Source organism: Streptomyces sp. NPDC094448 (assembly GCF_044763775.1).
GTDB lineage: Bacteria > Actinomycetota > Actinomycetes > Streptomycetales > Streptomycetaceae > Streptomyces.
Map to the genome: position 1 here is coordinate 383,316 of NZ_JBIWGU010000008.1, position 25,515 is coordinate 408,830.

Sequence of the window (25,515 nt, forward strand, 5' to 3'; positions counted from 1 at the left end):
GATAAACAAACGATCAACACCGGGCCGGTCGGTTCAGCGCATCAACGCAGCGGATGCGAGGTCCGCCCCGACGCCTCGTCGATCTCGTGGTGTGCCTTCTGCAACAGCTGCGACGCGATCTCCATCAGCGCCCGCGCCCCGGCGATCTCCTCACCGACCCGCAACTGCTCCGCGTCCGTGGGGTGCCGCTGGGCGTTCCCGTGCCCTCTGATCTCGGTCCCGTCGGACAGCCGGACCATCGCGGCGGCCTTCGTCCGGTCACCGTCCTCCCGGAACTCCATCTCGACATGCCACCCGACGAGCGTCTGTGCGTGCATGACGGACCACCTCCACCCTTGTCCACCTCCCAGGGTGCGCCGGACGGGGTTCCCCCGCCAGCCGGTGCGGGGAGCCTCAGGCCGGGCAGGGGCGGCCCACCGAGAGATCACCGAGATACCGTTCGTACTCGGTTTTCGCCAGCGGATCAGGGGCCAGAGCGCACAGGTTCCGACGCCAGTCGTCCGGGTCCAGGCTGCGCCGGACCAGGGAGCCGTCGATACCCAGGGCCAGAAAGCCCCCTTCCGGGGCGGGGGCAAGCTGCAGATCTACCTCACCGGTGAGCCTGTCCGCCCGGGGCGCCACCCCGGCGCCGGGGGCCCGTAGCTTCATCGGCCAGGTCCCGAGCACATCGCCACTGCCCGTATCCCAGAACCGCACCCCGGCACCATCACGGGTGCTGAACGCCCGAGCCGCGATCCTGGTGTCGCGGCTGAAGACCAGAGGCCCGTACCCAACCTGGGACAGCACCGCACCCTCGGTGACCCGCCCCGAGCCGACGTCGATGAAACGGATCGCATTGTCCCCGGCCATCACCGCCACCTTCTCACCACCGTGGCTCACAGAAGCGCCGGCCCGGGCGAGGCTGTAGCCCACCGTGCGGACCTTCTCCATGCGCCCAGGACCCGTCATTCGCCATACCGAGACCTCGCTTGCGGTCATGTCCAACAGCGACATGTGCCTGCCGTCCCCACTGACGACGAGTTGGGTGTTAGCCGCGTCTCTGGAGACCACTTGCCGGACCTTTCCGGTCCGCGAGTCGACGATCAGCACTCCTTGGTCCCAGACACCTGCCAGATGCACGTCATCCGCCAGGAAGGAGAGCTGCGCGCCGAAGCCCGTCTCCATCGAGCCATAGGACACTGGTGTTCCCGTCCGGCTCCCGGTCCGGAGATTCCATGTCGTCAGCTCGCCGTCGTGGAGCAGCGCCGCGTATGTGCCATCGGACGTAACTGCGACGGCGATCGACCCCAGCTTGCTCACCGTCTGCGGTATCCGGCCCATCTTTTTCAGCCCCGTGTCGCCCTTTCCGACCGCCCAGATGTCCACCGGCTTCCCTCGCAGAGCCCGGAAGGCAACCCTTCCGTCCGAGGACAACTCTCCTGCCTTCAGTCGTCCGCTGTTGGGAAGCATCACCCCGTCCCGGCGCGAGTCCGTAGAGAAGAGGGAGATTGCTCCGTCGTCGGAGCCCGCAGCCACCCACAATCCGTCTCCGGAGACCGCTAGGTTCTGCACCGGAAAGCTGAAGGCCCCGAGCACCCGGTCACGCCCCAGCTTCCGGTCGTGCAATGTCACCATCCCGCCCTGGGCGCCGACGAGAAAGCGCACGTCGGGCCGGGGAAGCGCGATCCGGTCGGGGAGGTCCGCCGCAGAAGAGGCGAGCAGCTTCCCGGTGACGAGGTCCCAGACCCGCACCCATCCGTTCTCCGACCGAATGGCGGCCTGTTCCGCCCCGGAAGTCAAGTCCACATCCACCTCACCGGGGCTTGCCGGATACCCGCGCAATTTTTTGGGGGCACTCCAGACTCGACGCACAGGGTCATGGACCCGGACCGAACCCACCGCTGCATCCACTGCGAGCAGCCAGTGGCTGTCTTTCACATACCCAAGACCGAAATGTACCGAGTCGGATCCTGTGAGTCCCTCAGAGACCATCTGCCCCGTACCGACGTCGAAGATGCTGACGAGCAGCTGATCCGTGCCGGATGTTGCCTGCGCGGTCGCAAGCCGAAGGCCGTCCGAGGAGAGGGCCATGGCCCTCAGCCCCTTCTGTGCATTGCTGAGTTCCTCGGGATCTCCCATGGTCACTGCACGCAGCAGGCGCCCCTTGCGCACATCCCATACCTCAACCCGGTGCCTGAGCCCCTCGACGGCTACCACCTTCCCATCCGCGCTGAGTTCGAGCTCTCCCCCGACCATTTCATTGATGCCTGCCGGGATGGTCCTCAACGGCCGTCCGGCCTTCAGGTCGTAGAGGTGCAACTGCTTCGAGCCGAAGGCTGCGTAGTAGGCAAGCACTTCGCCGTCGCGGCTGATCGCGACCTGGGCCGGCGGCCGGGACCGGGAGCCGAGTTCGAGGCTCACCGCATCCGAACCGGCTTTCAGATGTCCCACGACGCTGCTGTTCGCCGCGACGGTCGCCGCCAGCGCCTGCGCCGAGTCGGCCGTCGGCTTGACCTTCTCCGCGTACAGCGCGAACTGCGCCGCCTTCCGTGGATCCGCGTCCAGCGTCTCCAGCGCCCGCGCCGCCAGCGCCTGCGACGCCGAGGTCCGCGCCCGGTCCAGTGCCTCGTTCCGCTGCTGCAAGGCGAGACCACCCGCCGCCAGCGCCATGACCAGCAGCACCACCAGACCCGAGATCGCACCGCGCCGCAGCCGGGCCGAGAGACGGTGCTGCCGGATGTCCTCGCTGTCGAGCGCGTCCTTCCCGACTCCGTGCAGCGGTGCGGCCAGGGTCCCGACAGCATCCCGGAACTCCGCCTGCCGCAGCGAGTACTTGCTGCCCTCCCGGATCCTGGTCAGGTCCACCCACAGGGGTTCGGTCGTGAATCTTCCCCGCAGCAGATCGGGCAGAGCGTCCGTCCGCTCCCAGTCGAAGTCTCCGGCGTCCTGGTCCCACGCCACCTGCCCCGAGCTGACGGCGATCAGGAAGCGGTCGAGCGGACGGTTGTCCAGCCAGAACTGGATCTCCTTGCGGACCCAGCGCGACTGGGCGGCCTCAGGCGAGGCCAGATAGATGAAGTACCTCGTCTGCTCAAGTTCATTGAGGATCGACGACCACAGATCGTGGTTGGCGGAGAGGCTGGTCGTGTCCCGGAAGACGCTGAGGACGGGCCGACGCGTCCACGGCCGGGCCAGCTGGTGCAGCCCCCGCTGCAACGCCTGCGCCAGCTCGATGTCCCGTTTGTGGCTGTACGAAATGAAGCCGTCCCTCTTCATCCATCCCCCCGGTATGGACTGCACTTGTGCGACTCGCACCAACTCATAGAGTGACATGCCATGTTCGGCCGCAGGGAAGGTTGTGGATATGCGTCAGAGGCAGAGACGGACCGGAGGGGGCCGGAGCAGCGCCTTCGTACCCCGTCAGATCAGCGTGAAGCTGGCGATCCCACTGGTGGGCGAGATATCCGGGGTCTGGGAGCCGGATGAGGCCGAACGCGACGCGGCCTGGGAGCTGTACGTCGAGCTGGCCACCCGGATCTCCGTCGTCGAACTCAAGGAGGACGAAGGCCTGCTGCGGGAGGCGCTGTCGTCCCTGTACACCGTCTTCGGTACGACACGGGACATCCTGCGCCGTTACGGTCCCGCGGTCGCACCCCGGGTCCCGGCGGGCCAGGTGACGTTCGGGGCGCTCGCGGTCACCGTGCTCAATCTCTGCGTACGCCCCCTGCTCAGCAAGTGGCACCCTCTCCTCGCGGCTCATGAGAACCTCCGGTCCGAGCACGTCGACCCGGTCTCGCACGAACGCCGCTGGGAACGCGCCGCCGAGCTGCGCAAGGAGATCGAAGGGGTACGCCGGGTGATGCTGGCACTGGCCGATGCGCTGAACGAGGTCGCGGGCGTCGGTGATCTCATCGCGGTACGGCTCCCGGTGCAGTCCTCCGACGCCGACGGATCCACCCGGACGGTGACCGCGGGACCCGACCAGGGGGAGGGCGCCCGGGACTGAACGAACCCCCGCGGCCGGTGCTCCCGCGGCCCGTTACTCACCTTCCGGTAAGTAGCCCACTCATTAGTCGGTACTTGTGAAGGCCTTTCCGGAATTCGAGGATGGAGTCCTCCGATCAGGAACCACCTCCACCTCGCATTCCCAGGGAGCACCCTTATGTCTGCCGCCAAGCCCGCCGTCTCCGTCCTGGGCCTCGGAATGATGGGCTCGGCCCTCGCCGCCGCCTTTCTGAAGGGCGGGCATGCGGTCACCGTCTGGAACCGCACCGCCGCGAAGAGCGGTCCGCTGGTGGCCCAGGGCGCGGAGCCCGCCGCGGATGTCGCCGGGGCGGTGGCCGCGAGCGAACTCCTCGTGCTCTGCCTGACCACCAACGACAACGTACGCGGCATCCTGGAGCCCGTCGCCGGGAGCCTCCGCGGCCGTACGATCGCCAACCTCACCAACGGCACCCCCGCCCAGGGCCGCGAGCTGGCCGCCTGGGCCGCCGGGCACGGGGCGCGCTATCTGGACGGCGGGATCATGGCGAGCCCGCAGATGATCGCCGGACCGGACGCGTACGTCTTCTACAGCGGCGACCCGAAGGCGTTCGAGGAGTACGAGGACACCTTCGGCGCGCTGGGCGGCACCCGCTACGTCGGTGAGGACGCCGGGCGGGCCGCCCTGTACGACTTCGCCCTCCTCATCGGCATGTACGGCATGGGCATCGGCACCATGCACGCCTTCGCCCTGGCCAAGGCGGCCGGCATCCCCGCGAAGGAGCTGGCGGACCCCCTGCGGGAGTGGCTCAACGCCATGGCGCTGTTCATCACCGACGAGGCGGAGGCCCTGGACACCGGCGAGCACCTCACCGACGTCTCAAGCCTCGCGGTGAACCAGGCCGCCCTGCCCAATCTGCTGAACACCCTCTCCGACGAGGGCATCCCGACGGAGTTCTTCCAGCCGCTGGAGCGCCTGATCGACCGCGCGGTCGAGGAGGGCTACGGCGCGGACGGCCTCACCCGCCTCCCCGACCTGCTCGCCCCGCGCCGCTGACACCCGTGGCGAACTCGCACCACACGACCTTCCCCGGCAGCCGCTCACCCACGCCCCACTTGTCCGCGAGAGCGTCCACGATCAGCAGCCCCCGCCCGGACTCCTCGTTCCCGTCCCCGGCGGGCGCCGCGATGGGAGGGAGCGTAAAGCCGTCGCCGCTGTCGTGGACTTCGATCCGCAGCAGTCCGTCCGGGAAGCGGCAGATCCGGATCCGGTAGCCCCGGCCGGGCGGTACGCCGTGCCGTACGGCATTGGTGGTCAGCTCACTGACACAGACGAGGACATCGTCGAGCCGGGCGGCCGGCACCCAGTCCCGTACGACACCCCGGACGAACTCCCGCGCGGCGGGGACCGTCTGGCGGGCGCGGGGATAGAAACGCTCGCGGAGGACGGGGAAGGAGGGGGGTGGGAAGAGCACGTTCATGGCGGGATCGTGGCGGTCCGCGAACCCCGGAATGCAGTGGGTCCACCCGTACATTTCATTTGTACGGGTACGCAGGGCGTGACTCCCCTCATGGGCAGGGGAGTTGATGAGGTATGTACACCAGGAAACAGCAGCACAGGAATGCTTCCGCGCTCAGGCTCGTCGGCAAACAAGTGGCGTTGTTCCGCAAGGCCGCCCACCTGACGCAGGAGCAGCTCGCCGAGCACCTCGGCATCAGCCTGGAGACAGTGGCATCGATCGAACAGGGTCGCCGGGCATTGAAACTCGACTACGCAGAGAGACTGGACGAGCTTCTCAGCACCAAAGGCGCGCTGGTCGTAGCGGTGCAGAACCTGCCGGAGATCGACATGATCCCGGCACACGCCGAAATGTATCTGGACATGGAGAGGGAAGCGCTAGCCCTCTCCTTCTACGAGAACCAAGTACTGCCAGGGCTGCTACAGACGCCCGAGTACGCCCGTGCGGTCTACCTGTGTCGTGTCCCCGCCTACTCCACAGACGAGGTCGAAGGGCTGGTGGCCCGGCGCATCAGCCGCCAGGACATCCTGCATCGGGACAACCCGACCACGATCAGTTTCATCTTCACCGAAGTCGTGCTCATGGAAAGGCTCGGGGGCGACACCGTCCACAAGGAGACGCTGCGTCACATTCGGGCCTGCGCGGACCTGCCGGGTATCAGCCTTCAGGTCATGCCACTCGGCACTACTGGGCACGCGGGCCACAGCGGCCCATTCGTCTTACTCGAAACCCCCGAACATCAGCATCTCGCCTACGCCGACGGGCACGGTCGCAGTCAGATCCTCCGCAGCCCGGATGAGATCAGCATCCTGTCCCAGAAGTATGCGATGCTGCGGACGCAGGCCCTCAACTTGGTTGATTCCAAACAGATGTTGGACCGTCTACTAGGAGAACAATGAGCGCGGCACTCAAGTGGTTCAAGTCCAGCTACAGCACCGAAGAGCCGGGCGAGGTTTGCGTCGAGGTAGCCGCCGAGGCCACCGCCGTCCACATCCGCGACTCCAAAGTCCCCGACGGCCCCACCTTCACCGTCACACCCGCCACCTGGAGAGCCTTCGTCGCCACCGCACGGACCGCGGCCAACTGACCTTCCACCGCGGGACATTCGATTGGTCTATACCTTGACGCGGGCCCGCCCCGAGCGGTTCAGTGAGGGCACAACAACCCCCACACCACGGCCGGTCCGGAACCCCCACGAGCCCCCACGCTCCGTTCCGTGCCCGGCCGTTGAAGCACGGAGGAGGACCACTCGTGCTTACTCAGCGCACCCGCGACCGCCTCAAGGCGCTCGTCGTCGCCGTCACCGCGACCGCGGGTCTGGTCAGCATCGGGCTCGTCCCGAACAGCGCGGCCGCCGCCACCCCCAAGGCGAGGACAACAGCCACTGCCGACGCATGCACCACCGCCCCCAACTGGCAGCAGGGCACGTACTACAACGTCGGCGCCATCGTGAAGTACCGGGACGGCAACTACTACATCGCGGAACACGCGAACCCCGGCTACGACCCCACCGTCAGCACCTGGTTCTGGAACCCGCACACCTGTAGCCCCGGCGGTGAGAACCCGGGCAACCCCGGGAACCCCGGGCCCTTCGTCGTGACCGAGGCCCAGTTCAACCAGATGTTCCCGAACCGGAACCCCTTCTACACCTACGCCGGGCTGACGGCTGCGCTCAGCGCCTACCCGGCCTTCGCCAACACCGGCAGTGACACGCTCAAGAAGCAGGAGGCCGCGGCCTTCCTCGCGAACATCAGCCACGAGACCGGCGGGCTGTACTACATCGTCGAGCAGAACACCGCGAACTACCCGCACTACTGCGACCGGAACCAGCCCTACGGCTGCCCGGCCGGCCAAGCCGCGTACTACGGCCGCGGGCCCATCCAGCTGAGCTGGAACTTCAACTACAAGGCCGCCGGTGACGCCCTCGGCATCAACCTCCTCCAGAACCCGTCGCTCGTCCAGACCGACGCGGCCATCGCCTGGAAGACCGCCCTCTGGTACTGGAACACCCAGTCCGGGCCCGGCACGATGACCGGTCATGCCGCGATGGTGAACGGGGCCGGGTTCGGCCAGACGATCCGGTCCATCAACGGCTCGCTGGAGTGCAACGGCGGCAACCCGGCGCAGGTGCAGAGCCGCGTGAACAACTACACCCGCTTCACCCAGCTCCTCGGCGTGCCGACCGGCAGCAACCTCTACTGCTGATCCGCTGACACACCCGCTGCACACACCCGCTACGGAAGCGGGGGCCGCACACCGCGGCCCCCGCTTTCCGCGCTTCCCGCCTTTCGCCGGAGCGAACGACAACACACGGGCCGGCTAGGAAGCAGCAGCGGCCGGGCCAGGACGCCCGGAACCGGCATCGGCATCGGCATCGGCATCGGCATCGGTCGAGTACGCCAGATCCTTCTGTGCTTCGAGATCGGCCAGACGTGTCGCGAGCGCCCCGGTCACCGCCTGGTAGGCGTCGCTGCCCAGCAGCAGACGGCGCGGGGCCTGCTCCAGATCGGCGCTGTCGATGATGGCACGGGCCATCCTGACCGGATCGCCGGGAACCGGGATGCCGCCGGCGGCCGCGGCCCGGCGCAGGTCACCGACCGGGGTGGCTTCGTAGACCTCCAGAGGAAGCGCCGCAGCCGCGCTCCGGCCGCCGAACTCGGTGGCGGCCGAACCGGGTTCGACCAGGGTCGTCTGGATGCCGAAGGGAGCGACCTCGGGGGCGAAGGCCTCGTAGAAGCCCTCAATGCCCCACTTGGTGGCGTGGTACAGGCCCAGCCCGGGGAAGGCGATCTGGCCGCCCATGCTGGAAAGCTGGATGATCCGGCCACCGCCCTGGGCGCGCAGATACGGGACCACCGCGCGGGCGAGCTGGATCGAACCGACGAGGTTGGTGTCGATCTGGCGGCCGATCTGTTCGTCGGTGACCTCCTCGGCCGCACCGAACAGTCCGTACCCGGCGTTGGAGAGGACGACGTCGATCCGGCCGAGCGCGGCGAACGCCTCGTCCACGGTCCGCCGCACCGCCGCGGTGTCGGTGACGTCCAGGGCAGCGGTCCACAGCCGGTCACCATGGCGTTTCGCAAGGTCGTCGAGGGTCTCGGGGCGGCGGGCGGTCGCCGCCACCCGGTCCCCGCGCTCCAGCAGCAGCTCGGTCGTGCGGCGCCCGAAGCCGGAGGACGCACCGGTGATGAACCAGGTCTTCGAGGGGGTGGCGGGGGTGTTCACGAGGGTCTCCGTCCGCTGGTAACTAACTGGTTATCTACTCCACCATGCGCCCCGCCGCCCCCTATGTCAATAACTGGATAGTTACCCCGCCCGATAGGGTGGTGCCATGCCACCCGACTCGACCGCCACCAAGGCCCGCCTCCTCGCAGCCGCCTTCGAGGAGTTCACCCGCTACGGACTCGCCGGCGCCCGCGTCGACCGCATCGCCCGGAACGCCGAAGCCAACAAGCGGCTGATCTACGTCTACTACGGCAACAAGGACCAGCTCTTCGACGCCGTCCTCGCCCGGTATCTGGGCTCCCTCGCCGACGCCGTCCCCTTCACCGCCGACGACCTCCCCGGCTACGCGGGCGCCCTCTTCGACCACCTCGCCACCCGGCCCGGCATACTCCGCCTGGCATCCTGGCGCCAGCTCGAACGGCCCGGCACCATCACCGCCGAGACCGACGCCTACCGCCCCAAGGTCGAAGCCCTCGCAGACGCCCAGCGCCGCGGCACGGTCAGCGGCCGGATAGCGCCGGTCGATTTGCTGGCACTCGTCCTCGGCCAGGTCACCGCCTGGTTCACCGCCTCACCCGGCCTGCGCGACGTGGCGCCGGGCGACGCCTTCGCCCCGGACCGCCTCGCCGACCACCGCGCCGCCCTCACCACCGCCGTCCACACCCTCACCCGCCCCTGACCGGCACCCCGGCCCCGCCGGGAGGGGGCGGCCCCGGGGCGACAGGACACCCCGACCCCGCGCCCGCCCCTGCCGGAGCATCACCACACGTACACCCGAACGCCGCACCCCTATCTGAACGCTGCACTCCTACCCGAACGCCGCACCCCTACCTGAACGCTTCCGCGTGCTCCCGTACCCACTCCGCGAAGGTCCTGGCCGGCCGGCCGGTGACGATCTCCGCCGAGGCCTCCACCAGCGCCTCGGCGAGGTCGAACTCCTCCGCCTCCGCCACGACCTCGCCGTCGTACGTCTCGAAGCCGAGCATGAAGTCCGCCGAGGCCGCCGCGAAGCCGCCCTGCGCCAGATAGCGTTCGCGCAGCTCCAGCGGGGTGACCTCCTGGACCCGGACCTCCTCGCCCAGCTCGCGTGCGAGGACCGCGACCTGCTCCCGTACGGTCAGGCTCTCCGGGCCGTTGAAGGTGTACGCGCGGCCCGCGTGGCCGTCCTCCAGCAGGGCGGTGGCGATCGCGTCCGCGATATCCGCCTCGTGGACCGGGGAGCCCACCCAGTCGGGGTCGGTGTCGAAGACGGTCCGCTCCGCCCGGACCGAGGGGCCCCACAGCTCCAGCTTGTTGACCGCGAACTCGCCGGGCCTGATGAACGTCCACTCCAGGCCCGAGGCCTCGACCGCCCGCTCCACCGGCAGATGGAACGTGGTGTCGTAGCCGGAGGTCACCGCCGCCGACGACAGCACCACGATCCGCCGCACCCCGGCCGCCTTCGCCAGGGCGACGACCTCGTCCGCGGTATCGGGGTACGGGAAGAGCAGCAGCCGGTCGACCCCCGCCAGCGCCTCCGCCAGGCCCCCGGGCCGGGCCAGATCGCCCACGGCCCACTCGACACCCGCGGGAAAGCCCGCCGGCGCTGCCGAGGCCTTGGCCGGATCGCGGGTCAGGGCCCGTACCGCCACCCCGCGACCGGCCAGTTCGCGGGCCACCGGACGTCCGACGTTTCCGGTCGCACCGGTCACCAGGATCGTCATCCGTACCTCCGTCACCTCGACCGCGCACGCACCAGGTACACCGTACGCAGATTCCAAAAGGTTGAGGGTACAGCGTACGCAGTCATCGCGCGGTGCCGGTCACGGCAGGGGCGGCCCGGCGGCCCGCGGTCCGGTCACGGGGTGCCCTCCGCGTACATCATGTGCTCCCAGTCGGTGACGGCCGCGCAGAACCGGGCCCACTCGTCGCCTTTCAGCGCCAGGTAGAGATCGGCGGTCTCCGCACCGAGCCCGCCCCTGACCACGGCGTCCCCGGCGAAGGCGGCCAGCGCCTCGCCCAGGGTCGCGGGCAGCGCGGGGAACCGGTCTCCGGCCTCGCCACCGGCCCCCTGGGGCGGTCCGGGGTCGATCCGGTTCTCCAGACCGTCGGCGACGACGGCGAGCAGGACGGCATGGGAGAGGTACGGGTTGACCATGGCGTCCGGGAGTTTCAGCTCCAGACGGCCGTTGGCGGACAGGCGTACGGTGCAGGTCTTGTCGTCCATCCCCCAGTCGATCTGCCCGGGGGCGAAGAGGCCCACGTCCCAGTACCGCTTGTACGAGTTGACGGTGGACCCCATGACGGCCATCGAGCCCGCGGCATGGGCCAGGATGCCGCCGAGGGCGTGCCGTCCGGTTTCGGAGAGGTGCAGTTCGCGGCGGCCGGGTTCGGCCAGGACGTTGTCGTCGCCGCGCCAGAGGCTGAGGTTGTGGTGGCAGCCGTTGCCCATCACGCCGGTGGCTGGTTTGGGCATGAAGCTGACCGTGACACCGAGTTCGCGGGCGACCTGGCGGCAGATCTGGCGGAAGGTGACGAGCCGGTCGGCGGTCAGTTCGGCCCGGTCGTACATCCAGTTCAGTTCGAGCTGTCCGGGGTCCTCGTAGTCGCCTTCGATCATGTCGAGGCCCATCGCCCGGCCGTAGGTCATGACCTTCTGGTAGATCGGCCGGTAGCGTTCCAGCAGATCGACCTGGTAGGCCGGGCAGCCGTCCGGGCGGCTGAACACCTCAAGACCGGGCCCGGTCCAGGTGACCTCGGGCTCGCAGCCGGTGCGGAGGACGAGACCGGTCCGCTCGGTGAACTCCCGGTGCTGCCGGATGAGATGACCGCGGACATCGGCGGCGAACGGTTCCCCGCCGCACTCCGGCTGGTGCTCCGGCTCGTAGGTGCGGCAGAAGAACCGGGCGACACTGGTGTCCCAGGGCAGGACGGCGAAGGTGTCGAGATCGGGCAGGGCGGTGAACTCGGCCGCCCGCGGTCCGCCGCCGAGGAGGGTGCCGTTCCGGTCCGCCTGGATATCGGCGGCGACGGAGCGGTGGAGCTGGACGCCCTTCTCCAGATTGCGGAGCAGCTGGACCGCGGGCACGACCTTGCCCACCACCCGGCCGCTGAGGGTCACCGACTGGTAGTAGATGAACTCCACCCCGGCCTCGGTGATCCGCTTCCGTAAGGCGCCCACGGCCTCCTGGTCGGTGTTCTGTTCGCGGTGGCGGTCGAGCGCGGTGGTGCTCGGCGGGCGGACGGTCAAGGGGACCTCACAGAAGGAGAACGGCAGGGACGGGAGAGCCCCGCCCCGGTCAGGGAACGGAAGGAAACGGAAAGGGAACGGTCAGGGGGGCGGTCAGGGAGCGGGGGTGAAGAGGAGCGGGAGGCGTACGGGGCCGGTGTTGCCGGAGTCGGGCAGCCGGACGGCGCCCTCCCCGATCCGGAGGTCCCGCAACCGCCGGGCGAGCACCGGCAGCGCCTCGCTCATATCGGCGCGGGCGACGAAGTGGCCGAGGCAGTGGTGGACTCCGCCGCCGAAACCGAAGTGCGGTTCCCGCTCGGCGGTGATGTCGAAAGAGTACGCGCCGTGGACACGGGGGTCGGTACCGGCGGATTCGCTCCATATCTGGACGGTGGTTCCGGCGGGGATGTCCAGACCCCGGAAGGTGAAGTCCTCCAGCGCCTCCCGGGTGATCCACCGCACCGTGGGATCGACGCGCATGACCTCCTCGACCGCACGGCCGCCCAGCTCCGGCCGCTCGGCAAGGAGCTGCCACTGGCCGGGATGGCGGGCGAAGGTCTCCAGGGCCAGCCCGAGCTGGTTGCGGGTGGTGTCGAAGCCGCCGAAGATCAGCAGCACCAGGCCGTCGCGGAGTTCGGCGCCGCTGAGCCGGTCGCCGGTCCGGCTCGCCCGGACCAGCCGGGAGACGAAATCGTCGCCCTCCCCGCTCCGCCGCTCCGCGATCACCTCGTCGGCGTAGGCGTACAGCGCGGCGAGCGCGCGCTCGATGCGGTCGAGGTCCCGGCGGACGTTCACCCCCAGGGCGAGACCGAGCACCGCGGACTCGCGGGCGACGACCGGCCACTCCGGCTCCGGGAGACCGAGGAGCACGGCGATCACCCGGGCCGCGTAGGGTTCCGCGAACTCCGAGACGAACTCGCAGCGGCCGCGGTCCGCGAAGGCATCCGTCAACTCCCCGGCGAGAGCCCGGAACCGGGGCAGCAGGGCCGCGGCCGAGCGGGCGGTGAAGGCGGGGTTCATCAGCCGCCGCAGTCTGAGGTGCTCTTCCCCCTCCTGATGGAGGACCCAGCTCGCCCACCAGTCGGCGAGGGGCCCCTCGGTCACCCCGTTGCGGGCCGGCCAGGACACACTGCCCTGACGGAGCAGGGGGTGCTTCAGCAGCTCCTCGGTCTCGGCGTGGCGCAGCACGGCCAGTCCGTAGGTGGTCCGGGCGTACCAGGACTTCTCGCGGGCCGCGTGCACCGCGGCGGAGGTGATGGAGAAGTCCGGATCCCTGACGTCGAACCAGGGCACACCGTCCGTCGGGTCGGCACCCGGCATGGGAACCTCCGGCTCTGGGAGCGGATCGGGGAGCCACAGACTCGGGGCGGCGCGCAGGGCACGTCAAGTGCCGGTGCGGAAATCCCGCCGTACGGTGTACGCTCCCCCGGCCGAAGGGGCGGACCGGGCCGGGGGCGCCGGTGCGGAGCCGGGCGAGAGGCCGGGGCCCCTGCCCCCGTCCCTCCCGCGGAGCGGACCGTCAGAGCCCGCGCGCGACCTCCGTCGCCCAGTAGGTGAGGATCATGTCCGCCCCGGCCCTGCGGATACCCGTGAGCGTCTCCAGGATCGCCTTGTCCCGGTCGATCCACCCCTTCTCGGCGGCCGCCTCGACCATCGCGTACTCCCCGCTGATCTGGTAGGCGGCCACCGGCACATCCACCGCGTCCGCGATCTTCGCCAGCACGTCGAGGTACGGACCGGCCGGCTTGACCATCACCATGTCCGCGCCCTCCTCCAGATCGAGGGCCAGCTCGCGCAGCGACTCCCGGACATTCGCCGGATCCTGCTGGTACGTCTTGCGGTCCCCGTGCAGCGACGAGCCGACGGCCTCCCGGAAGGGGCCGTAGAAGGCCGAGGAGTACTTCACGGTGTACGCCAGGATCGACACGTCCTCCTTGCCGATCGTGTCGAGCGCATCCCTGATGACACCGACCTGGCCGTCCATCATCCCGCTCGGGCCGACGACATGGACGCCCGCGTCCGCCTGGACCTGCGCCATCTCCGCGTACCGCTCCAGCGTGGCGTCGTTGTCCACCCGGCCTTCGGCGTCCAGCACACCGCAGTGCCCGTGGTCGGTGTACTCGTCGAGACAGAGGTCCGACATGATCACCAACTCGTCGCCGACCTCGGCCTTCACATCCCGGATCGCCACCTGGAGGATGCCGTCCGGATCGGTCCCGGCCGTCCCGGCGCCGTCCTTCTTCGCGTCCTCCGGCACCCCGAAGAGCATGATCCCGGCGACCCCGGCGGCGCGCGCCTCCACGGCGGCCTTCCGCAGCGTGTCCCGGGTGTGCTGGACGACCCCCGGCATCGCCGAGATCGGCACCGGCTCGGAGATCCCCTCCCGGACGAAGGCGGGCAGGATCAGATCCGAGGGGTGCAGCCGGGTCTCGGCGACCATGCGCCGCAGGGCGGGGGTGGTCCGCAGCCGCCTCGGCCGGGAACCGGGAAAGGAACCGTACGTACTCATACCACCCACGCTACGCCCCGCCCTCCGCGGCGCCGAAACCAGTGCCCCGGCTATGCGGACGTCCTCCGCAGCCGTACGGTGAGACCGATCTCGGACACGTTCTTCGCCAGCTCGAAGTTGACCCAGGAAGCGGTCTCGGCCAGCGTCAGCACGGTGTCCCCGAAGAGCGGCAGCCCGGCGGTCCGCCCGGTGGAATCGAGGTCCTCGTCCGTCAGCCGCACCAGCTCGGCCCGCCACTCGTCCTTCAGACCGCGCAGCCAGTCGGCGGCGGCACCCGCGCCACCGGGCCAGAAGATCTCCTCCCGGGCCGGGGCGCCGTCCCCGAAGCAGTGCCGGAGGGTGACCGTCCACCAGTAGCCGATATGCCACGACAGCCAGCCGATGGACGTCGTCGGTACGGGATCGGGCTCCGGCACCTGCCAGTCGGGCACCCAGCGGCCCGCGCCGTCGGGCCGGACCGTCCATGCCCCGGGCGCGGGCTCCCAGAGGTGGTCGTCGAAGTCCAGGTCCGGGAGGTGGTACTCGAAGAGGGCCCAGACCAGGTCGAGCTGCCCCGCGAGCAGGGCGGCGCGGGCGGAAGCGGCGGCGGGTTCGTCGGTCGTCATGGCCGGAGGCTGCCACCCAACCTTTGCCTCCGGCAATGGATTTGATGGCGTCCGGCGCCGGACCGTGCTTCTCTGTCGAAGTGCCCAGGCCCCACCGACGGCCGGTCGGTCCCGCGTCCGGGTAAGGCTGTCAGCACTCCTCATCCGACCCTGGAGGCGATCATGGCCGTTTTCGCCAACGGAACCACGTTCCGCGGACTCGCCGACTACCCCGGCGGCAACGACGGGGGCGTCATTCTGAGCTTCACGCTCGACAACCATCTGACCACCCCTGTTTCGGCACTGACCCCGCAGGAGATCGCGAACGCGATCAGCGCCGCGGCACAGGCCAAGGGCTACCCCAGGATCGTGTTCTCGGGTCCGCAGATCCCCGCCGACGTGAACCCGTAACCACCCCACTCGACGCCTCGGCCCACCCGTAAACGGAAAAGGCCCGGTGGAGGCTGACCGCCCCCACCGGGCCCACCGTACGCACACTCAGGTCGTCGTCCGCCGCCTGCGGCCGCCCGGACGCCGCTCACTCGGCCGGGTCACATGCTCGCCCGCCTCGACCGCCGCCGTCCGGCGCCCCGCGCCGAACTCCGCCAGCGCCTCCGCCAGCCGGTGCACCGAAGGCTCGGGCGACAGCACGTCCACCCGCAGCCCGTGCTCCTCCGCGGTCTTCGCCGTCGCCGGGCCGATACACGCGATCACCGTCACGTTGTGCGGCTTCCCGGCGATCCCGACCAGATTCCGTACGGTCGACGACGAGGTGAACAGCACCGCGTCGAAACCGCCGCCCTTGATCGCCTCGCGGGTCTCCGCCGGCGGCGGCGAGGCCCGCACGGTCCGGTAGGCCGTGACGTCGTCGACCTCCCAGCCCAGTTCGATCAGGCCCGCGACCAGCGTCTCGGTCGCGATGTCCGCACGCGGCAGGAACACCCGGTCGATCGGGTCGAAGACCGGGTCGTACGGCGGCCAGTCCTCCAGCAGCCCCGCGGCCGACTGCTCGCCGCTCGGCACCAGATCCGGCTTCACACCGAAGTCGATCAGCGCCTTCGCGGTCTGCTCGCCGACCGCCGCGACCTTGATCCCGGCGAAGGCGCGGGCGTCGAGCCCGTACTCCTCGAACTTCTCCCGGACCGCCTTGACCGCGTTCACCGAGGTGAAGGCGATCCACTCGTACCGTCCTGTGACCAGGCCCTTGACCGCCCGCTCCATCTGCTGCGGGGTACGCGGCGGCTCGACCGCGATCGTCGGCACCTCGTGCGGCACCGCACCGTACGAACGCAACTGGTCCGACAGCGAAGCGGCCTGCTCCTTCGTCCGCGGCACGAGCACCTTCCAGCCGAACAGCGGCTTGGACTCGAACCACGCGAGCTGATCGCGCTGCGCGGGCGCGCTGCGCTCACCGACCACCGCTATCACCGGGCGGTGCCCCTCCGGGGACGGCAGCACCTTGCCCTGCTTGAAGACCTGCGCGATCGTGCCGAGCGTCGCGGTCCAGGTCCGCTGCCGGGTGGTGGTACCGGCGACCGTGACGGTCAGCGGGGTGTCCGGCTTACGGCCCGCCGCGACCAGCTCACCCGCCGCCGCGGCGACCGCGTCGAGCGTGGTGGAGACCACGACCGTACCGTCGCTCGCCCCCACCTCCGACCAGCAGCGCTCACTCGCGGTCCGGGCGTCGACGAAGCGGACGTCCGCGCCCTGCGCGTCCCGCAGCGGCACCCCGGCATAGGCGGGCACGCCCACCGCCGCCGCGATACCGGGCACCACCTCGAAGGGAATGCCCTCCGCGGCGCAGGCCAGCATCTCGTGACCGGCGTCGGCGTCGAGACCGGGATCGCCGCTCACCGCTCGCACGACCCGCCTGCCGGAGCGCGCGGCCTCCATGACAAGATTGACCGCATCCCTGAGTACGGGGATTCCGGCGGCTGTTGACGCATCGTCAACAACCGTCAGCTCAGGCGTGCTGACGCTCGCCCGCGCATGGCCGCGAACCACGTCGAGCACATCGGGCTCGGCGATCAGGACATCGGCTCCCGCGAGTGCCTCGACAGCCCGCAGGGTCAGCAGTCCCGGATCACCGGGACCGGCGCCGAGGAAAGTGACGTGCCCGTGTGCCGAGTCGTACGCCGTGGACAGGTTGGTGGTGGGGCTCAAGACGCTCGCTCCCCCATAAGACCGGCCGCACCCTTGGCGAGCATCTCGGACGCGAGTTCGCGACCGAGCGCGATGGCGTCGCCGTGCGACGTGGGTACGGGACCGGTGACGGATAGCTGCACCAGCGTCGCGCCGTCGGTGGTGCCGACGACGCCCCGCAGGCGCATTTCGGTGACAGCCTGGCCGTCGCCCAACAGGTCGGCGAGCGCCCCCACGGGTGCGCTGCAGCCGGCCTCCAGGGCGGCGAGCAGGGAACGCTCGGCGGTCACGGCGACCCGGGTGACCGGATCGTCGAGCCCGGCGAGAACGGCGATCAGCTCCGTATCGTGCGCGGGGCACTCGATCGCCAGGGCCCCCTGGCCGGGGGCGGGCAGGACGAAGTCGACCGAAAGGAAATCGGTCACCTCCGCGCTTCTGCCCATGCGGTTCAGACCGGCCGCGGCGAGAACCACCGCGTCCAGCTCCCCGCTGTGCACATATCCGATCCGGGTGTCGACGTTCCCCCGGATCGGGACGGTCTCTATGCGGGTGTGGTGGGCCCGCGCGTACGCGTTGAGCTGGGCGGCGCGCCGGGGGGAGCCCGTACCGACGCGGGCGCCCTCGGGCAGCCGGTCGAAGGTCAGGCCGTCCCGGGCGATCAGCACATCCCGCGGATCCTCGCGCTGCGGAATCGCCGCGAGCACCAGTTCGGCGGGCTGCGCGGTCGGAAGGTCCTTCAGCGAGTGAACGGCGAAATCCACCTCTCCCGCGGCCAGCGCCTCGCGCAGCGCGGCCACGAACACACCGGTGCCGCCGATCTGCGCCAGATGTTCGCGGGAGGTGTCGCCGTACGTGGTGATCTCGACCAGCTCGACGGAACGGCCGGTCAACGCCTCCACCGCCCGTGCCACTTGTCCGGACTGGGCCATGGCCAGCTTGCTGCGCCTGGTCCCGAGCCTCAGTACCCTGTCGGTCATGATCGCCCTCGGTTCTCGGCGTCGGTCTCGCGGTCGGTCGGATCGGCCCGGCTCACGGACGCCACGGTCTCCGGGTCGAGGTCGAAAAGGGTGCGCAGGGCGTCGGCGTATCCGGCACCGCCGGGCTCACCGGCCAACTGCTTCACCCGTACCGTCGGCGCGTGCAGCAGCTTGTCCACCACACGCCGTACGGTCTGCTGGATTTCGCCGCGCTGCTTCTCGTCGAGCCCGCTGAGCCGGCCGTCGAGGCGTGCCAGCTCACCGGCGACGACATCGGCGGCCATGGCGCGCAGCGCGATGACGGTGGGCGTGATCCGGGCGGCGCGCTGGGCCGCCCCGAAGGCGGCCACCTCGGCGGCGACGATATCGCGGACCTGGTCGACGTCGGCCGCCATGGGCGCGTCGGCCGAGGCATCGGCGAGGGACTCGATATCGACCAGCCGGACACCGGGGATGCGGTGGACGGCATGGTCGATATCGCGGGGCATGGCGAGGTCGAGCAGGGCCATCCGGACGGAGCCGCCGCGGTGGCGTACGGCCTGGCGGGGCGCGACGACCGCGGTACCGCCGGCGTTCTCCATCCACACGCCGTGCTGGGCCGGATCGCCCGCACCCGTGGCGGCGGGGGTGTCGTCGAGTCCGACGGGGCAGCCCGTGTCGCCGCCCTCGGCGGGCCGGCCGCCGAGGTCCCGGATCCGGACCCGGCCGTCGCGGCTCGCGGTCTCCGCGAGCCGGGCCACCAGGCTCCCGTCGGGCGCGCGCAGGGCACCCTGCGCACCCTGGACGCTCTCGGTCACCACGGCACCGGCCATCACGACGGAGGCGCTCTCGGGTACGGCGAGGGCGTCGGCGACGGCCTCGGCGGTGAGGACGAGACCGGTCGCGCCGGTACAGGACACCACCGCGGATGCACGTGTCAGTTCATCCGGTACCGCACTCATCGGCACCGCGCGTACGGTCCCCTGGCCGAGCGCCGCGAGGGACACGGCCAGCTTCTCCGCCCGGTCGAGTGTGCGATTGGCGATGACGAGTTCGCGTACGCCGAGGCGCGCGAGGGTCGTCGCGGCGAGCGACGACATCGAACCGGCGCCGATGACCAGGGCCCGCTGCCCGGCCACCCAGCCGGGGACGTCCGCGCCGCCGGCGAGCTGCTCCAGGCCGAAGCTGACGAGGGACTGCCCGGCCCGGTCGATACCGGTCTCGCTGTGGGCGCGTTTGCCGACCCGCAGGGCCTGCTGGAAGAGGTCGTTGATCAGCCGCCCGGCGGTGTGCAGCTCCTGGCCGCGCGCGAGGGCGTCCTTGATCTGGCCGAGGATCTGGCCCTCGCCGACGACCATCGAGTCCAGACCGCAGGCCACCGAGAAGAGATGGTGGACGGCGCGGTCCTCGTAGTGCACATAGAGATAGGGGGTCAGCTCCTCCAGCCCCACCCCGCTGTGCTGGGCGAGCAGCGTGGACAGCTCGGCGACGCCCGCGTGGAACTTGTCGACGTCCGCGTACAGCTCGATGCGGTTGCAGGTGGCGAGCACCGCCGCCTCCGCGGCGGGCTCGGCGGAGACGATGTCCTGCGCCAGCTTGACCTGCGCGTCCGCGGAGAGCGCGGCTCTCTCCAGCACGCTCACCGGAGCGCTGCGGTGGCTCAGTCCGACGACCAGAAGGCTCATGCCGGCATCACGGCGGGCATATCCCCGTCAGGTCCCTTCCGGGCGGCGGCCTCGGCGCCCGCCGGAGCGGCAGCCGTCCCGCCGTCCGCCGGAACGGACGCGGCGCGGGCGGCCTCCGGGGACGCCTCGCCGCCGTCCCCGGACTTCCGCTGTTCGTGGAAGGCGAGGATCTGGAGTTCGATCGACAGGTCGACCTTGCGCACGTCGACGCCCTCCGGCACGGAGAGCACGGTCGGCGCGAAGTTCAGGATGGAGGTGACTCCGGCGGCCACCAGCCGGTCGCACACCGGCTGCGCGGCACCGGCGGGCGTGGCGATGACACCGATCGACACACCGTTGTCGCTGATGATCTTCTCCAGCTCGTCGGAGTGCTGGACCGGGATCCCCGCGACGGGCTTCCCGGCCATCGCCGGATCCGCGTCGATCAGCGCGGCGACCCGGAAGCCGCGGGAGGCGAATCCTCCGTAGTTGGCGAGCGCGGCGCCGAGGTTGCCGATACCGACGATGACCACGGGCCAGTCCTGGGTGAGCCCCAGCTCGCGGGAGATCTGGTAGACGAGGTACTCGACGTCGTACCCCACACCGCGGGTGCCGTAGGAGCCGAGGTACGAGAAGTCCTTCCGCAGCTTCGCGGAGTTGACCCCCGCCGCCGCGGCCAGTTCCTCGGAGGAGACCGTGGGTACGGACCGCTCGGAAAGAGCGGTCAGCGCCCGCAGGTACAGCGGAAGCCGGGCGACGGTGGCCTCGGGGATTCCTCGGCTGCGAGTCGCCGGTCGGTGATTTCGGCCAGTTGCCACGGTGCTCCTGCGGGATGAGCGAGGCTCTAGGCGGCCGTGTGTACCAGGACCGCCCCGTCGACAGCAGGCTATGTCTTTGTGAACGCGTGCACAAAGATTGTGTCCGTTTTGTCCAGTCAAAGTGACCGGGGTCACGCATGAGGATCCCGTAAACATGGAACCGCACACAGCGTCGAACCGTTTCCCACCCGATGGGGGCAAAGCAACCCACACTCCTCCCGCATGCCCCCGAGTCCCTTTACTCTGCCCCGCCTCCACCCCTCCCGGGTACCCCCCTGCACCCCCACTCCACCTCCGCTCCACCCCCGGCCGAGGACAGAGCCCCGGGGGCAGGCGCCCAGGGGCGCAAGGAACTGCGCGACCAGCCACCCACGGCCCGCGGCCGGAAACCAGCCCCGCCACGCCGGGCGCACCCGCACCGGGGCGCCCAAGCGCAGGCAAGGGCCAGGCCACTCCCCGCCAAGGCCCGCCGCCAGGCGGCCGTCACCCCTCCAGCGCCCCGCGCAGCCTCGCCTCGTCCACCCTCCAGAACGTGTGCTGCTCCCCGTCCACCAGCACTACCGGGATCTGCTCCCAGTACTCCCGGTGCAGCGCCTCGTCCCGGGTGATGTCCTTCTCCTCCCACGAGGCCCCCGTCTCGGCGCACACCTTCTCCACCACCGCCCGCGCGTCGTCGCACAGATGGCATCCCGGCTTGCCGATGAGCGTGACCACCCGGTCACGCGCCGCCTTCTTCTTCGTACGCCGCAGCAGTGGACTCATGAGCACCATTCTCCGCCCCGCCCACCGGACACCGGCCCTCCCCCTCCCGTGCCCGCTCCTCCCGCCGTAACAACAGTGCCTCGCAGTGTTCACCGGGCCGCATCCGGGCCGGTCGGGAACTCCCGAACAGACTGGCTATGCTCGCGTTATGGCCGCACGTGGATGGCTCACCCCCCGACGGCGCTCCGCGACCGCGCGCAGCGTGCTCGCAGGCGAGGCGGCGGCCGAGGCCGCGCGCAAGGCGGCCGGCGAGCCGGCCGGCGAGGCCCCGGCCGCGGACGCCTCCGCCCCGGAACGCGAATTCCCCGTGGCGGGCGACACCCGCGCCGCCGCCTTCTTCGACCTCGACAACACCGTGATGCAGGGCGCCGCGATCTTCCACTTCGGCCGCGGCCTCTACAAGCGGAAGTTCTTCCAGCGCAGCGAGCTGGCCCGGTTCGCCTGGCAGCAGACCTGGTTCCGGCTGGCCGGGGTCGAGGACCCGGAGCACATGGCGGACGTACGGGAGTCCGCGCTCTCCATCGTGAAGGGCCACCGCGTCTCCGAGCTGATGAGCATCGGCGAGGAGATCTACGACGAGTACATGGCCGACCGCATCTGGCCGGGCACCCGCGCCCTCGCCCAGGCGCACCTCGACGCGGGCCAGAAGGTCTGGCTGGTGACCGCGGCCCCGGTGGAGACCGCGACGATCATCGCCCGCCGCCTCGGACTGACCGGCGCGCTCGGCACGGTGGCCGAGTCCGTCGACGGCGTCTATACGGGCAGGCTCGTCGGCGAGCCCCTGCACGGCCCGGCGAAGGCCGAGGCCGTCCGCGCCCTCGCCGCCGCCGAGGGCCTCGACCTCGCGCGCTGCGCGGCGTACAGCGATTCGCACAACGACATTCCGATGCTGTCGCTCGTAGGACATCCATACGCGATCAATCCGGACACCAAGCTGCGCAAACACGCGCGCGAACGCGACTGGCGGCTGCGCGACTACCGCACCGGCCGCAAGGCGGCCAAGGTCGGCATCCCGGCGGCCGCCGGAGTGGGCGCGATCGCGGGCGGTACGGCAGCCGCGGTGGCCCTGCACCGCCGCCGCCGCTGACCCATCGCCCCGCCCCGGCACTCCCGGCCCACGGGCCCGTATCCCGTGCCGACCTGCCCGGTCTCCGTACGGCACCCGTTCAACACCCGCCCCACGGGCCGCAGAACACCCCGGTGCCCCGGCCCCCGCCGGGCTGCCCGGCAGCCCCCTCCCGCCGCGGCACAACCGCCGCGGCCGCCCCTGCGCGAAGGGTCGGGCATGCGAACACGGCTACGAAAGCAACCGCTCCCGCCGCACCCCACCCGGCCGATCTCGAACGTTTCCGATCGTCAAATGCTCATTTTCGACTAGCTAATGCATCGTCCTGAGGTAACAGAAACAACGGAAACGACGATTTGAGCAACTGGGCGTAGCACTGCCTGTACGAAGCGTTATTCTCCTCAGACGCATACGAGATCCGCCCGTCGCCACGACGGGTGAACGGTCCCGCACTGCACGTGATGGAAGCTCTGCCTCTGGGAGTCCCGTGTACCCACACGTCGGGGTTGACGCCTCGGGCCTGGCTACGCTCCGCGCGACGGTCCTTGAACACCTGCGCGGTTTCGTCCCCACCGCGTACGCCGTCCCCGCCCTCGCCATGCCCCGCCTCGCCACCACCGGCGGCCCCGCCGCCCCCTGCTATGCCCTGGCCGACGGCTACAAGGAGGGACCGGCGCGCAGCGCCCTCGTGGAGGGCAGGCGGGCCGGCGGCGGCCGTGCGGTCGCCAGACGGAGCAGCAGGACCGGCTCCGGCACCGCCTCCTCCGCCCCGGCCGCCGGAACGGTCCGCCGACCCACCGCCGACAGCGACAGCGCCCGCATGATGGAGTTGGTCGAACGGGCGCAGGCGGGCGAAGCCGATGCCTTCGGCCGCCTCTACGACCAGTACAGCGACACCGTCTACCGCTATATCTACTACCGCGTCGGCGGCAAAGCGACCGCCGAGGACCTCACCAGCGAGACGTTCCTGCGCGCCCTGCGCCGGATCTCCACCTTCACCTGGCAGGGCCGGGACTTCGGCGCCTGGCTGGTGACGATCGCCCGCAATCTGGTCGCCGACCACTTCAAGTCCAGCCGCTTCCGGCTGGAGGTCACCACCGGAGAGATGCTCGACGCCAACGAGGTCGAGCGCAGTCCGGAGGACTCGGTCCTCGAATCCCTGTCGAACGCGGCACTGCTGGAAGCGGTCCGCAAGCTCAACCCCCAGCAGCAGGAGTGCGTGACCCTGCGCTTCCTGCAAGGACTGTCCGTCGCCGAGACAGCGCGGGTGATGGGCAAGAACGAGGGGGCCATCAAGACCCTCCAGTACCGCGCCGTACGCACCCTCGCCCGGCTGCTGCCGGAAGACGCCCGCTGAGCCGTGGGCACCGCCCGCCACCGTCCCCCCGCCGCCGTCCCGTCCCACCACGGCAACCCGCAGCACAGCACCCCGCACCACCACCGGTCGCGGTACGGAAGCAGTCCGGAGCACCCCGGCCCCGCCGGCGCCCCGGCCGTACCGCGACCACCCCTCCCCCCGCCGTCCCCCGACCCCAACACACTATCGGTGACGCCACGATGACGCACTGGTCCGATCATCTTTCGCGCGTAACCCAAGTGCCGCGCCGCTCGTTGTGCGGGATGCAGGCTCCCTGTGGTCACGCCCTGCCCGCAGCCACTCACCCGATCGTGTGGATGCGCGTAGATCGTGCAACCTTCCAGACCCTCAGGGGAGTCGATCGTCATGACGAGAGGAGGTGCCGCCAGTGATCGCGAACGTTTCGGCGCACCGGCGGGCGAACGCCTTCGCCCAGGCCCTGGAAGATCAGGCGGCCGCGCAGCGGTACGACGAGGACGCCGACCCGGCACCGGAGGGCTCCGACGCCCCCGGTGATCCGCAGCGTCCGGAATCCGCCGCTCCGCCTGCACCGGCTGCGGCGGGGCGACCGGAGCAGACGCGGATGCTGGCCCTGGCGACCGGCCTCGGCGAACTGCCGAAGCCCGAGCTGGATCCCGAGGTCAAAGTGGTGCAGCGAGCGCAGCTCGTGGCCGCCATGGAGGCCATGTTCCGGGAGGGCACTGCGGGCGCGGCGGCCGGCGAGGCAACACTGTCGACGGGGCCTACCGTGCCCGAGCAGCGCAGGGCGGGCCGCGGTGCCCATCGGGCGTCCCCCCTGCGGAAATTGCGGCCCCGCTCCCGCTGGTCCAAGGGGATCGCGGCCGGCGGCCTCACGGTCGGTGTCGCAGCGGGCGCCTTCGGAGGGGTGGCGGCGGCCAGCTCCGACGCCCTCCCCGGTGATTCGCTCTACGGGCTCAAACGGGGCATGGAGGATATCCGTCTCGGTCTGGCCGACGGCGAGGCCGACCGCGGCGAGCTGTATCTGGACCAGGCGTCGACCCGGCTCAACGAGGCCCGCAGGCTGATGGAGCGGGCCCGGTCCGGTTCGATGGACCATGAATCCATCGGGGAGGTCCGGCGTGCACTCAACGGTATGCGCCACGATGTCCGCGAGGCCCACCGTCTGCTCCACTCCGCCTACGAGCGGAACGGCTCGCTGAATCCGATCCGGAAGCTGAACTCCTTCTCCCAGTCCCATCGTGAGAAGTGGAACGGTCTGCGCGAGCGCCTGCCGGTCCAGCTTTCGGACGTCTCCAGCGAGGTAGACGACGTCTTCACGGCCATGGAGGAGGAGGTCGAGCCGTTGCAGTCGCTGCTGCCCGCCCCTCCGGAGCAGGGCCGCGGCTCCGAACAACCCGGCGCCTCCGTGCCGAAGACGAGTGAACGGCCCTCCGGGGACGCCCGTACCACCCCGTCTGCGACCGGCTCCGCGCCTGCCTCCGGCGACCGCCGGCCCGGCCCTTCGGACACCGGCTCCGGCCAGGCCACTCCGAAGGACCAGGGGCTCCTCGGCGGGGCGGGCGATCTGCTCGACCCTCCGGCGAAGGGCACCACGCCTCCGGCCGACGGCCGGGAGACCCCGGCGCCGAAGCCGGACATCACCCTTCCGCCGCTGCTGCCCGGCCTCCTCCCCGGCCTGGGTCTGAGCGCGGAGGAAGACCGCTGAGCAGACCCCCGGAGCACGGTGACGCTCCGGGGGATGCGCAGCCATAGGACGGGGGTC

24 protein-coding genes are annotated in these 25,515 nt (G+C 70.4%); 10 read left to right on the forward strand and 14 right to left on the reverse strand.

The genetic code is table 11. From position 1 onward, the window contains the following. Positions 1 to 41 precede the first annotated feature (41 nt). Both ACIQ9E_RS18330 and ACIQ9E_RS18335 read right to left on the reverse strand, forming a co-directional pair. Positions 42 to 317, reverse strand: a complete 276-nt coding sequence (locus tag ACIQ9E_RS18330) for a DUF1876 domain-containing protein (RefSeq protein ID WP_403708026.1) — start codon at positions 315 to 317, stop codon at positions 42 to 44. Between the two features lie 76 nt (positions 318 to 393). Then, entirely contained in the window at positions 394 to 3,255 is a 2,862-nt protein-coding gene (locus tag ACIQ9E_RS18335; protein ID WP_403708029.1) for a TIR domain-containing protein, read from the reverse strand. 88 nt (positions 3,256 to 3,343) lie between these two features. Between ACIQ9E_RS18335 and ACIQ9E_RS18340 the strand changes: the two genes are divergently transcribed. After that, entirely contained in the window at positions 3,344 to 3,985 is a 642-nt protein-coding gene (locus tag ACIQ9E_RS18340) for a hypothetical protein (RefSeq protein WP_403708032.1), read from the forward strand. Between the two features lie 156 nt (positions 3,986 to 4,141). Then, on the forward strand, positions 4,142 to 5,017 hold the full coding sequence (locus ACIQ9E_RS18345; RefSeq protein ID WP_403708035.1) for an NAD(P)-dependent oxidoreductase: 876 nt from the start codon (positions 4,142 to 4,144) through the stop codon (positions 5,015 to 5,017). On the opposite strand, the gene ACIQ9E_RS18350 is transcribed toward ACIQ9E_RS18345, so the two are convergent. Further along, positions 4,980 to 5,441, reverse strand: a complete 462-nt coding sequence (locus ACIQ9E_RS18350; protein ID WP_403708038.1) for an ATP-binding protein — start codon at positions 5,439 to 5,441, stop codon at positions 4,980 to 4,982. The two genes, ACIQ9E_RS18345 and ACIQ9E_RS18350, sit on opposite strands and share 38 nt — an antisense overlap. Before the next feature lie 113 nt (positions 5,442 to 5,554). Here ACIQ9E_RS18350 and ACIQ9E_RS18355 point away from each other — a divergent pair, with 113 nt between their 5' ends. The 3 genes from ACIQ9E_RS18355 (at position 5,555) to ACIQ9E_RS18365 (ending at position 7,685) form a co-directional block, all read left to right on the forward strand. Next, positions 5,555 to 6,379: a Scr1 family TA system antitoxin-like transcriptional regulator gene (locus tag ACIQ9E_RS18355; protein ID WP_403708041.1), complete on the forward strand. Its 825-nt coding sequence runs from the start codon at positions 5,555 to 5,557 to the stop codon at positions 6,377 to 6,379. Further along, positions 6,376 to 6,567: a DUF397 domain-containing protein gene (locus ACIQ9E_RS18360; RefSeq protein WP_403708044.1), complete on the forward strand. Its 192-nt coding sequence runs from the start codon at positions 6,376 to 6,378 to the stop codon at positions 6,565 to 6,567. The genes ACIQ9E_RS18355 and ACIQ9E_RS18360 overlap by 4 nt, the downstream gene beginning before the upstream one ends. 164 nt (positions 6,568 to 6,731) lie before the next feature. After that, entirely contained in the window at positions 6,732 to 7,685 is a 954-nt protein-coding gene (locus tag ACIQ9E_RS18365; RefSeq protein WP_403708047.1) for a chitinase, read from the forward strand. A gap of 114 nt (positions 7,686 to 7,799) precedes the next feature. Here ACIQ9E_RS18365 and ACIQ9E_RS18370 read toward each other — a convergent pair whose 3' ends face one another. Continuing rightward, positions 7,800 to 8,705, reverse strand: a complete 906-nt coding sequence (locus ACIQ9E_RS18370) for an SDR family oxidoreductase (RefSeq protein ID WP_403708050.1) — start codon at positions 8,703 to 8,705, stop codon at positions 7,800 to 7,802. A gap of 106 nt (positions 8,706 to 8,811) precedes the next feature. Here ACIQ9E_RS18370 and ACIQ9E_RS18375 point away from each other — a divergent pair, with 106 nt between their 5' ends. Then, positions 8,812 to 9,384: a TetR family transcriptional regulator gene (locus ACIQ9E_RS18375; protein WP_403708053.1), complete on the forward strand. Its 573-nt coding sequence runs from the start codon at positions 8,812 to 8,814 to the stop codon at positions 9,382 to 9,384. A gap of 148 nt (positions 9,385 to 9,532) precedes the next feature. Here ACIQ9E_RS18375 and ACIQ9E_RS18380 read toward each other — a convergent pair whose 3' ends face one another. The 5 genes from ACIQ9E_RS18380 to ACIQ9E_RS18400 all read right to left on the reverse strand — a co-directional run bounded on the left by ACIQ9E_RS18380 (position 9,533) and on the right by ACIQ9E_RS18400 (position 15,027). After that, the gene (locus ACIQ9E_RS18380; RefSeq protein ID WP_403708056.1) at positions 9,533 to 10,408 is read right to left on the reverse strand and encodes an NAD(P)H-binding protein; all 876 of its coding nucleotides are present in this window, start codon (positions 10,406 to 10,408) and stop codon (positions 9,533 to 9,535) included. Positions 10,409 to 10,542: 134 nt separating this feature from the next. After that, positions 10,543 to 11,934 carry a glutamine synthetase family protein gene (locus tag ACIQ9E_RS18385; RefSeq protein ID WP_403708059.1) on the reverse strand — a complete coding sequence of 464 codons (1,392 nt, stop codon included), beginning with the start codon at positions 11,932 to 11,934 and terminating at the stop codon, positions 10,543 to 10,545. Positions 11,935 to 12,027: 93 nt separating this feature from the next. Beyond that, on the reverse strand, positions 12,028 to 13,233 hold the full coding sequence (locus ACIQ9E_RS18390; RefSeq protein WP_403708062.1) for a cytochrome P450: 1,206 nt from the start codon (positions 13,231 to 13,233) through the stop codon (positions 12,028 to 12,030). A 199-nt stretch (positions 13,234 to 13,432) separates the two neighbouring features. Further along, positions 13,433 to 14,422 carry a porphobilinogen synthase gene (gene hemB / locus ACIQ9E_RS18395; protein ID WP_403708065.1) on the reverse strand — a complete coding sequence of 330 codons (990 nt, stop codon included), beginning with the start codon at positions 14,420 to 14,422 and terminating at the stop codon, positions 13,433 to 13,435. A 50-nt stretch (positions 14,423 to 14,472) separates the two neighbouring features. Further along, complete coding sequence (locus ACIQ9E_RS18400) at positions 14,473 to 15,027, reverse strand: DinB family protein (RefSeq protein ID WP_403708068.1); 555 nt, start codon at positions 15,025 to 15,027, stop codon at positions 14,473 to 14,475. 162 nt (positions 15,028 to 15,189) lie between these two features. Between ACIQ9E_RS18400 and ACIQ9E_RS18405 the strand changes: the two genes are divergently transcribed. Continuing rightward, positions 15,190 to 15,417, forward strand: a complete 228-nt coding sequence (locus ACIQ9E_RS18405) for a hypothetical protein (protein WP_403708071.1) — start codon at positions 15,190 to 15,192, stop codon at positions 15,415 to 15,417. Positions 15,418 to 15,504: 87 nt separating this feature from the next. On the opposite strand, the gene ACIQ9E_RS18410 is transcribed toward ACIQ9E_RS18405, so the two are convergent. The 5 genes from ACIQ9E_RS18410 to ACIQ9E_RS18430 form a co-directional block, all read right to left on the reverse strand. Then, positions 15,505 to 17,169, reverse strand: a complete 1,665-nt coding sequence (locus ACIQ9E_RS18410; protein ID WP_403708074.1) for a uroporphyrinogen-III synthase — start codon at positions 17,167 to 17,169, stop codon at positions 15,505 to 15,507. After that, a complete protein-coding gene (hemC, locus tag ACIQ9E_RS18415) occupies positions 17,166 to 18,125 on the reverse strand; it encodes a hydroxymethylbilane synthase (protein WP_403708077.1) in 960 nt (319 codons plus the stop codon). The genes ACIQ9E_RS18410 and hemC overlap by 4 nt, the downstream gene beginning before the upstream one ends. Then, positions 18,122 to 19,789 (reverse strand): glutamyl-tRNA reductase, encoded by a 1,668-nt coding sequence (locus tag ACIQ9E_RS18420; protein WP_403708080.1) that lies wholly within the window; start codon positions 19,787 to 19,789, stop codon positions 18,122 to 18,124. The genes hemC and ACIQ9E_RS18420 overlap by 4 nt, the downstream gene beginning before the upstream one ends. After that, the gene (locus ACIQ9E_RS18425) at positions 19,786 to 20,586 is read right to left on the reverse strand and encodes a redox-sensing transcriptional repressor Rex (protein ID WP_403708083.1); all 801 of its coding nucleotides are present in this window, start codon (positions 20,584 to 20,586) and stop codon (positions 19,786 to 19,788) included. The genes ACIQ9E_RS18420 and ACIQ9E_RS18425 overlap by 4 nt, the downstream gene beginning before the upstream one ends. A 483-nt stretch (positions 20,587 to 21,069) precedes the next feature. Next, positions 21,070 to 21,348: a glutaredoxin family protein gene (locus ACIQ9E_RS18430; protein ID WP_403708086.1), complete on the reverse strand. Its 279-nt coding sequence runs from the start codon at positions 21,346 to 21,348 to the stop codon at positions 21,070 to 21,072. A 148-nt stretch (positions 21,349 to 21,496) separates the two neighbouring features. On the opposite strand from ACIQ9E_RS18430, the gene ACIQ9E_RS18435 reads away from it, so the two are divergent. The 3 genes from ACIQ9E_RS18435 to ACIQ9E_RS18445 all read left to right on the forward strand — a co-directional run bounded on the left by ACIQ9E_RS18435 (position 21,497) and on the right by ACIQ9E_RS18445 (position 25,458). Then, positions 21,497 to 22,435 carry an HAD family hydrolase gene (locus tag ACIQ9E_RS18435; RefSeq protein WP_403708089.1) on the forward strand — a complete coding sequence of 313 codons (939 nt, stop codon included), beginning with the start codon at positions 21,497 to 21,499 and terminating at the stop codon, positions 22,433 to 22,435. A gap of 466 nt (positions 22,436 to 22,901) precedes the next feature. Then, positions 22,902 to 23,771, forward strand: coding sequence for an ECF subfamily RNA polymerase sigma factor, BldN family (locus ACIQ9E_RS18440; RefSeq protein ID WP_006347435.1), 870 nt, complete (start codon positions 22,902 to 22,904; stop codon positions 23,769 to 23,771). Positions 23,772 to 24,159: 388 nt separating this feature from the next. Beyond that, on the forward strand, positions 24,160 to 25,458 hold the full coding sequence (locus tag ACIQ9E_RS18445) for a DUF5667 domain-containing protein (RefSeq protein ID WP_403708092.1): 1,299 nt from the start codon (positions 24,160 to 24,162) through the stop codon (positions 25,456 to 25,458). The last annotated feature ends 57 nt before the right edge of the window (positions 25,459 to 25,515 follow it).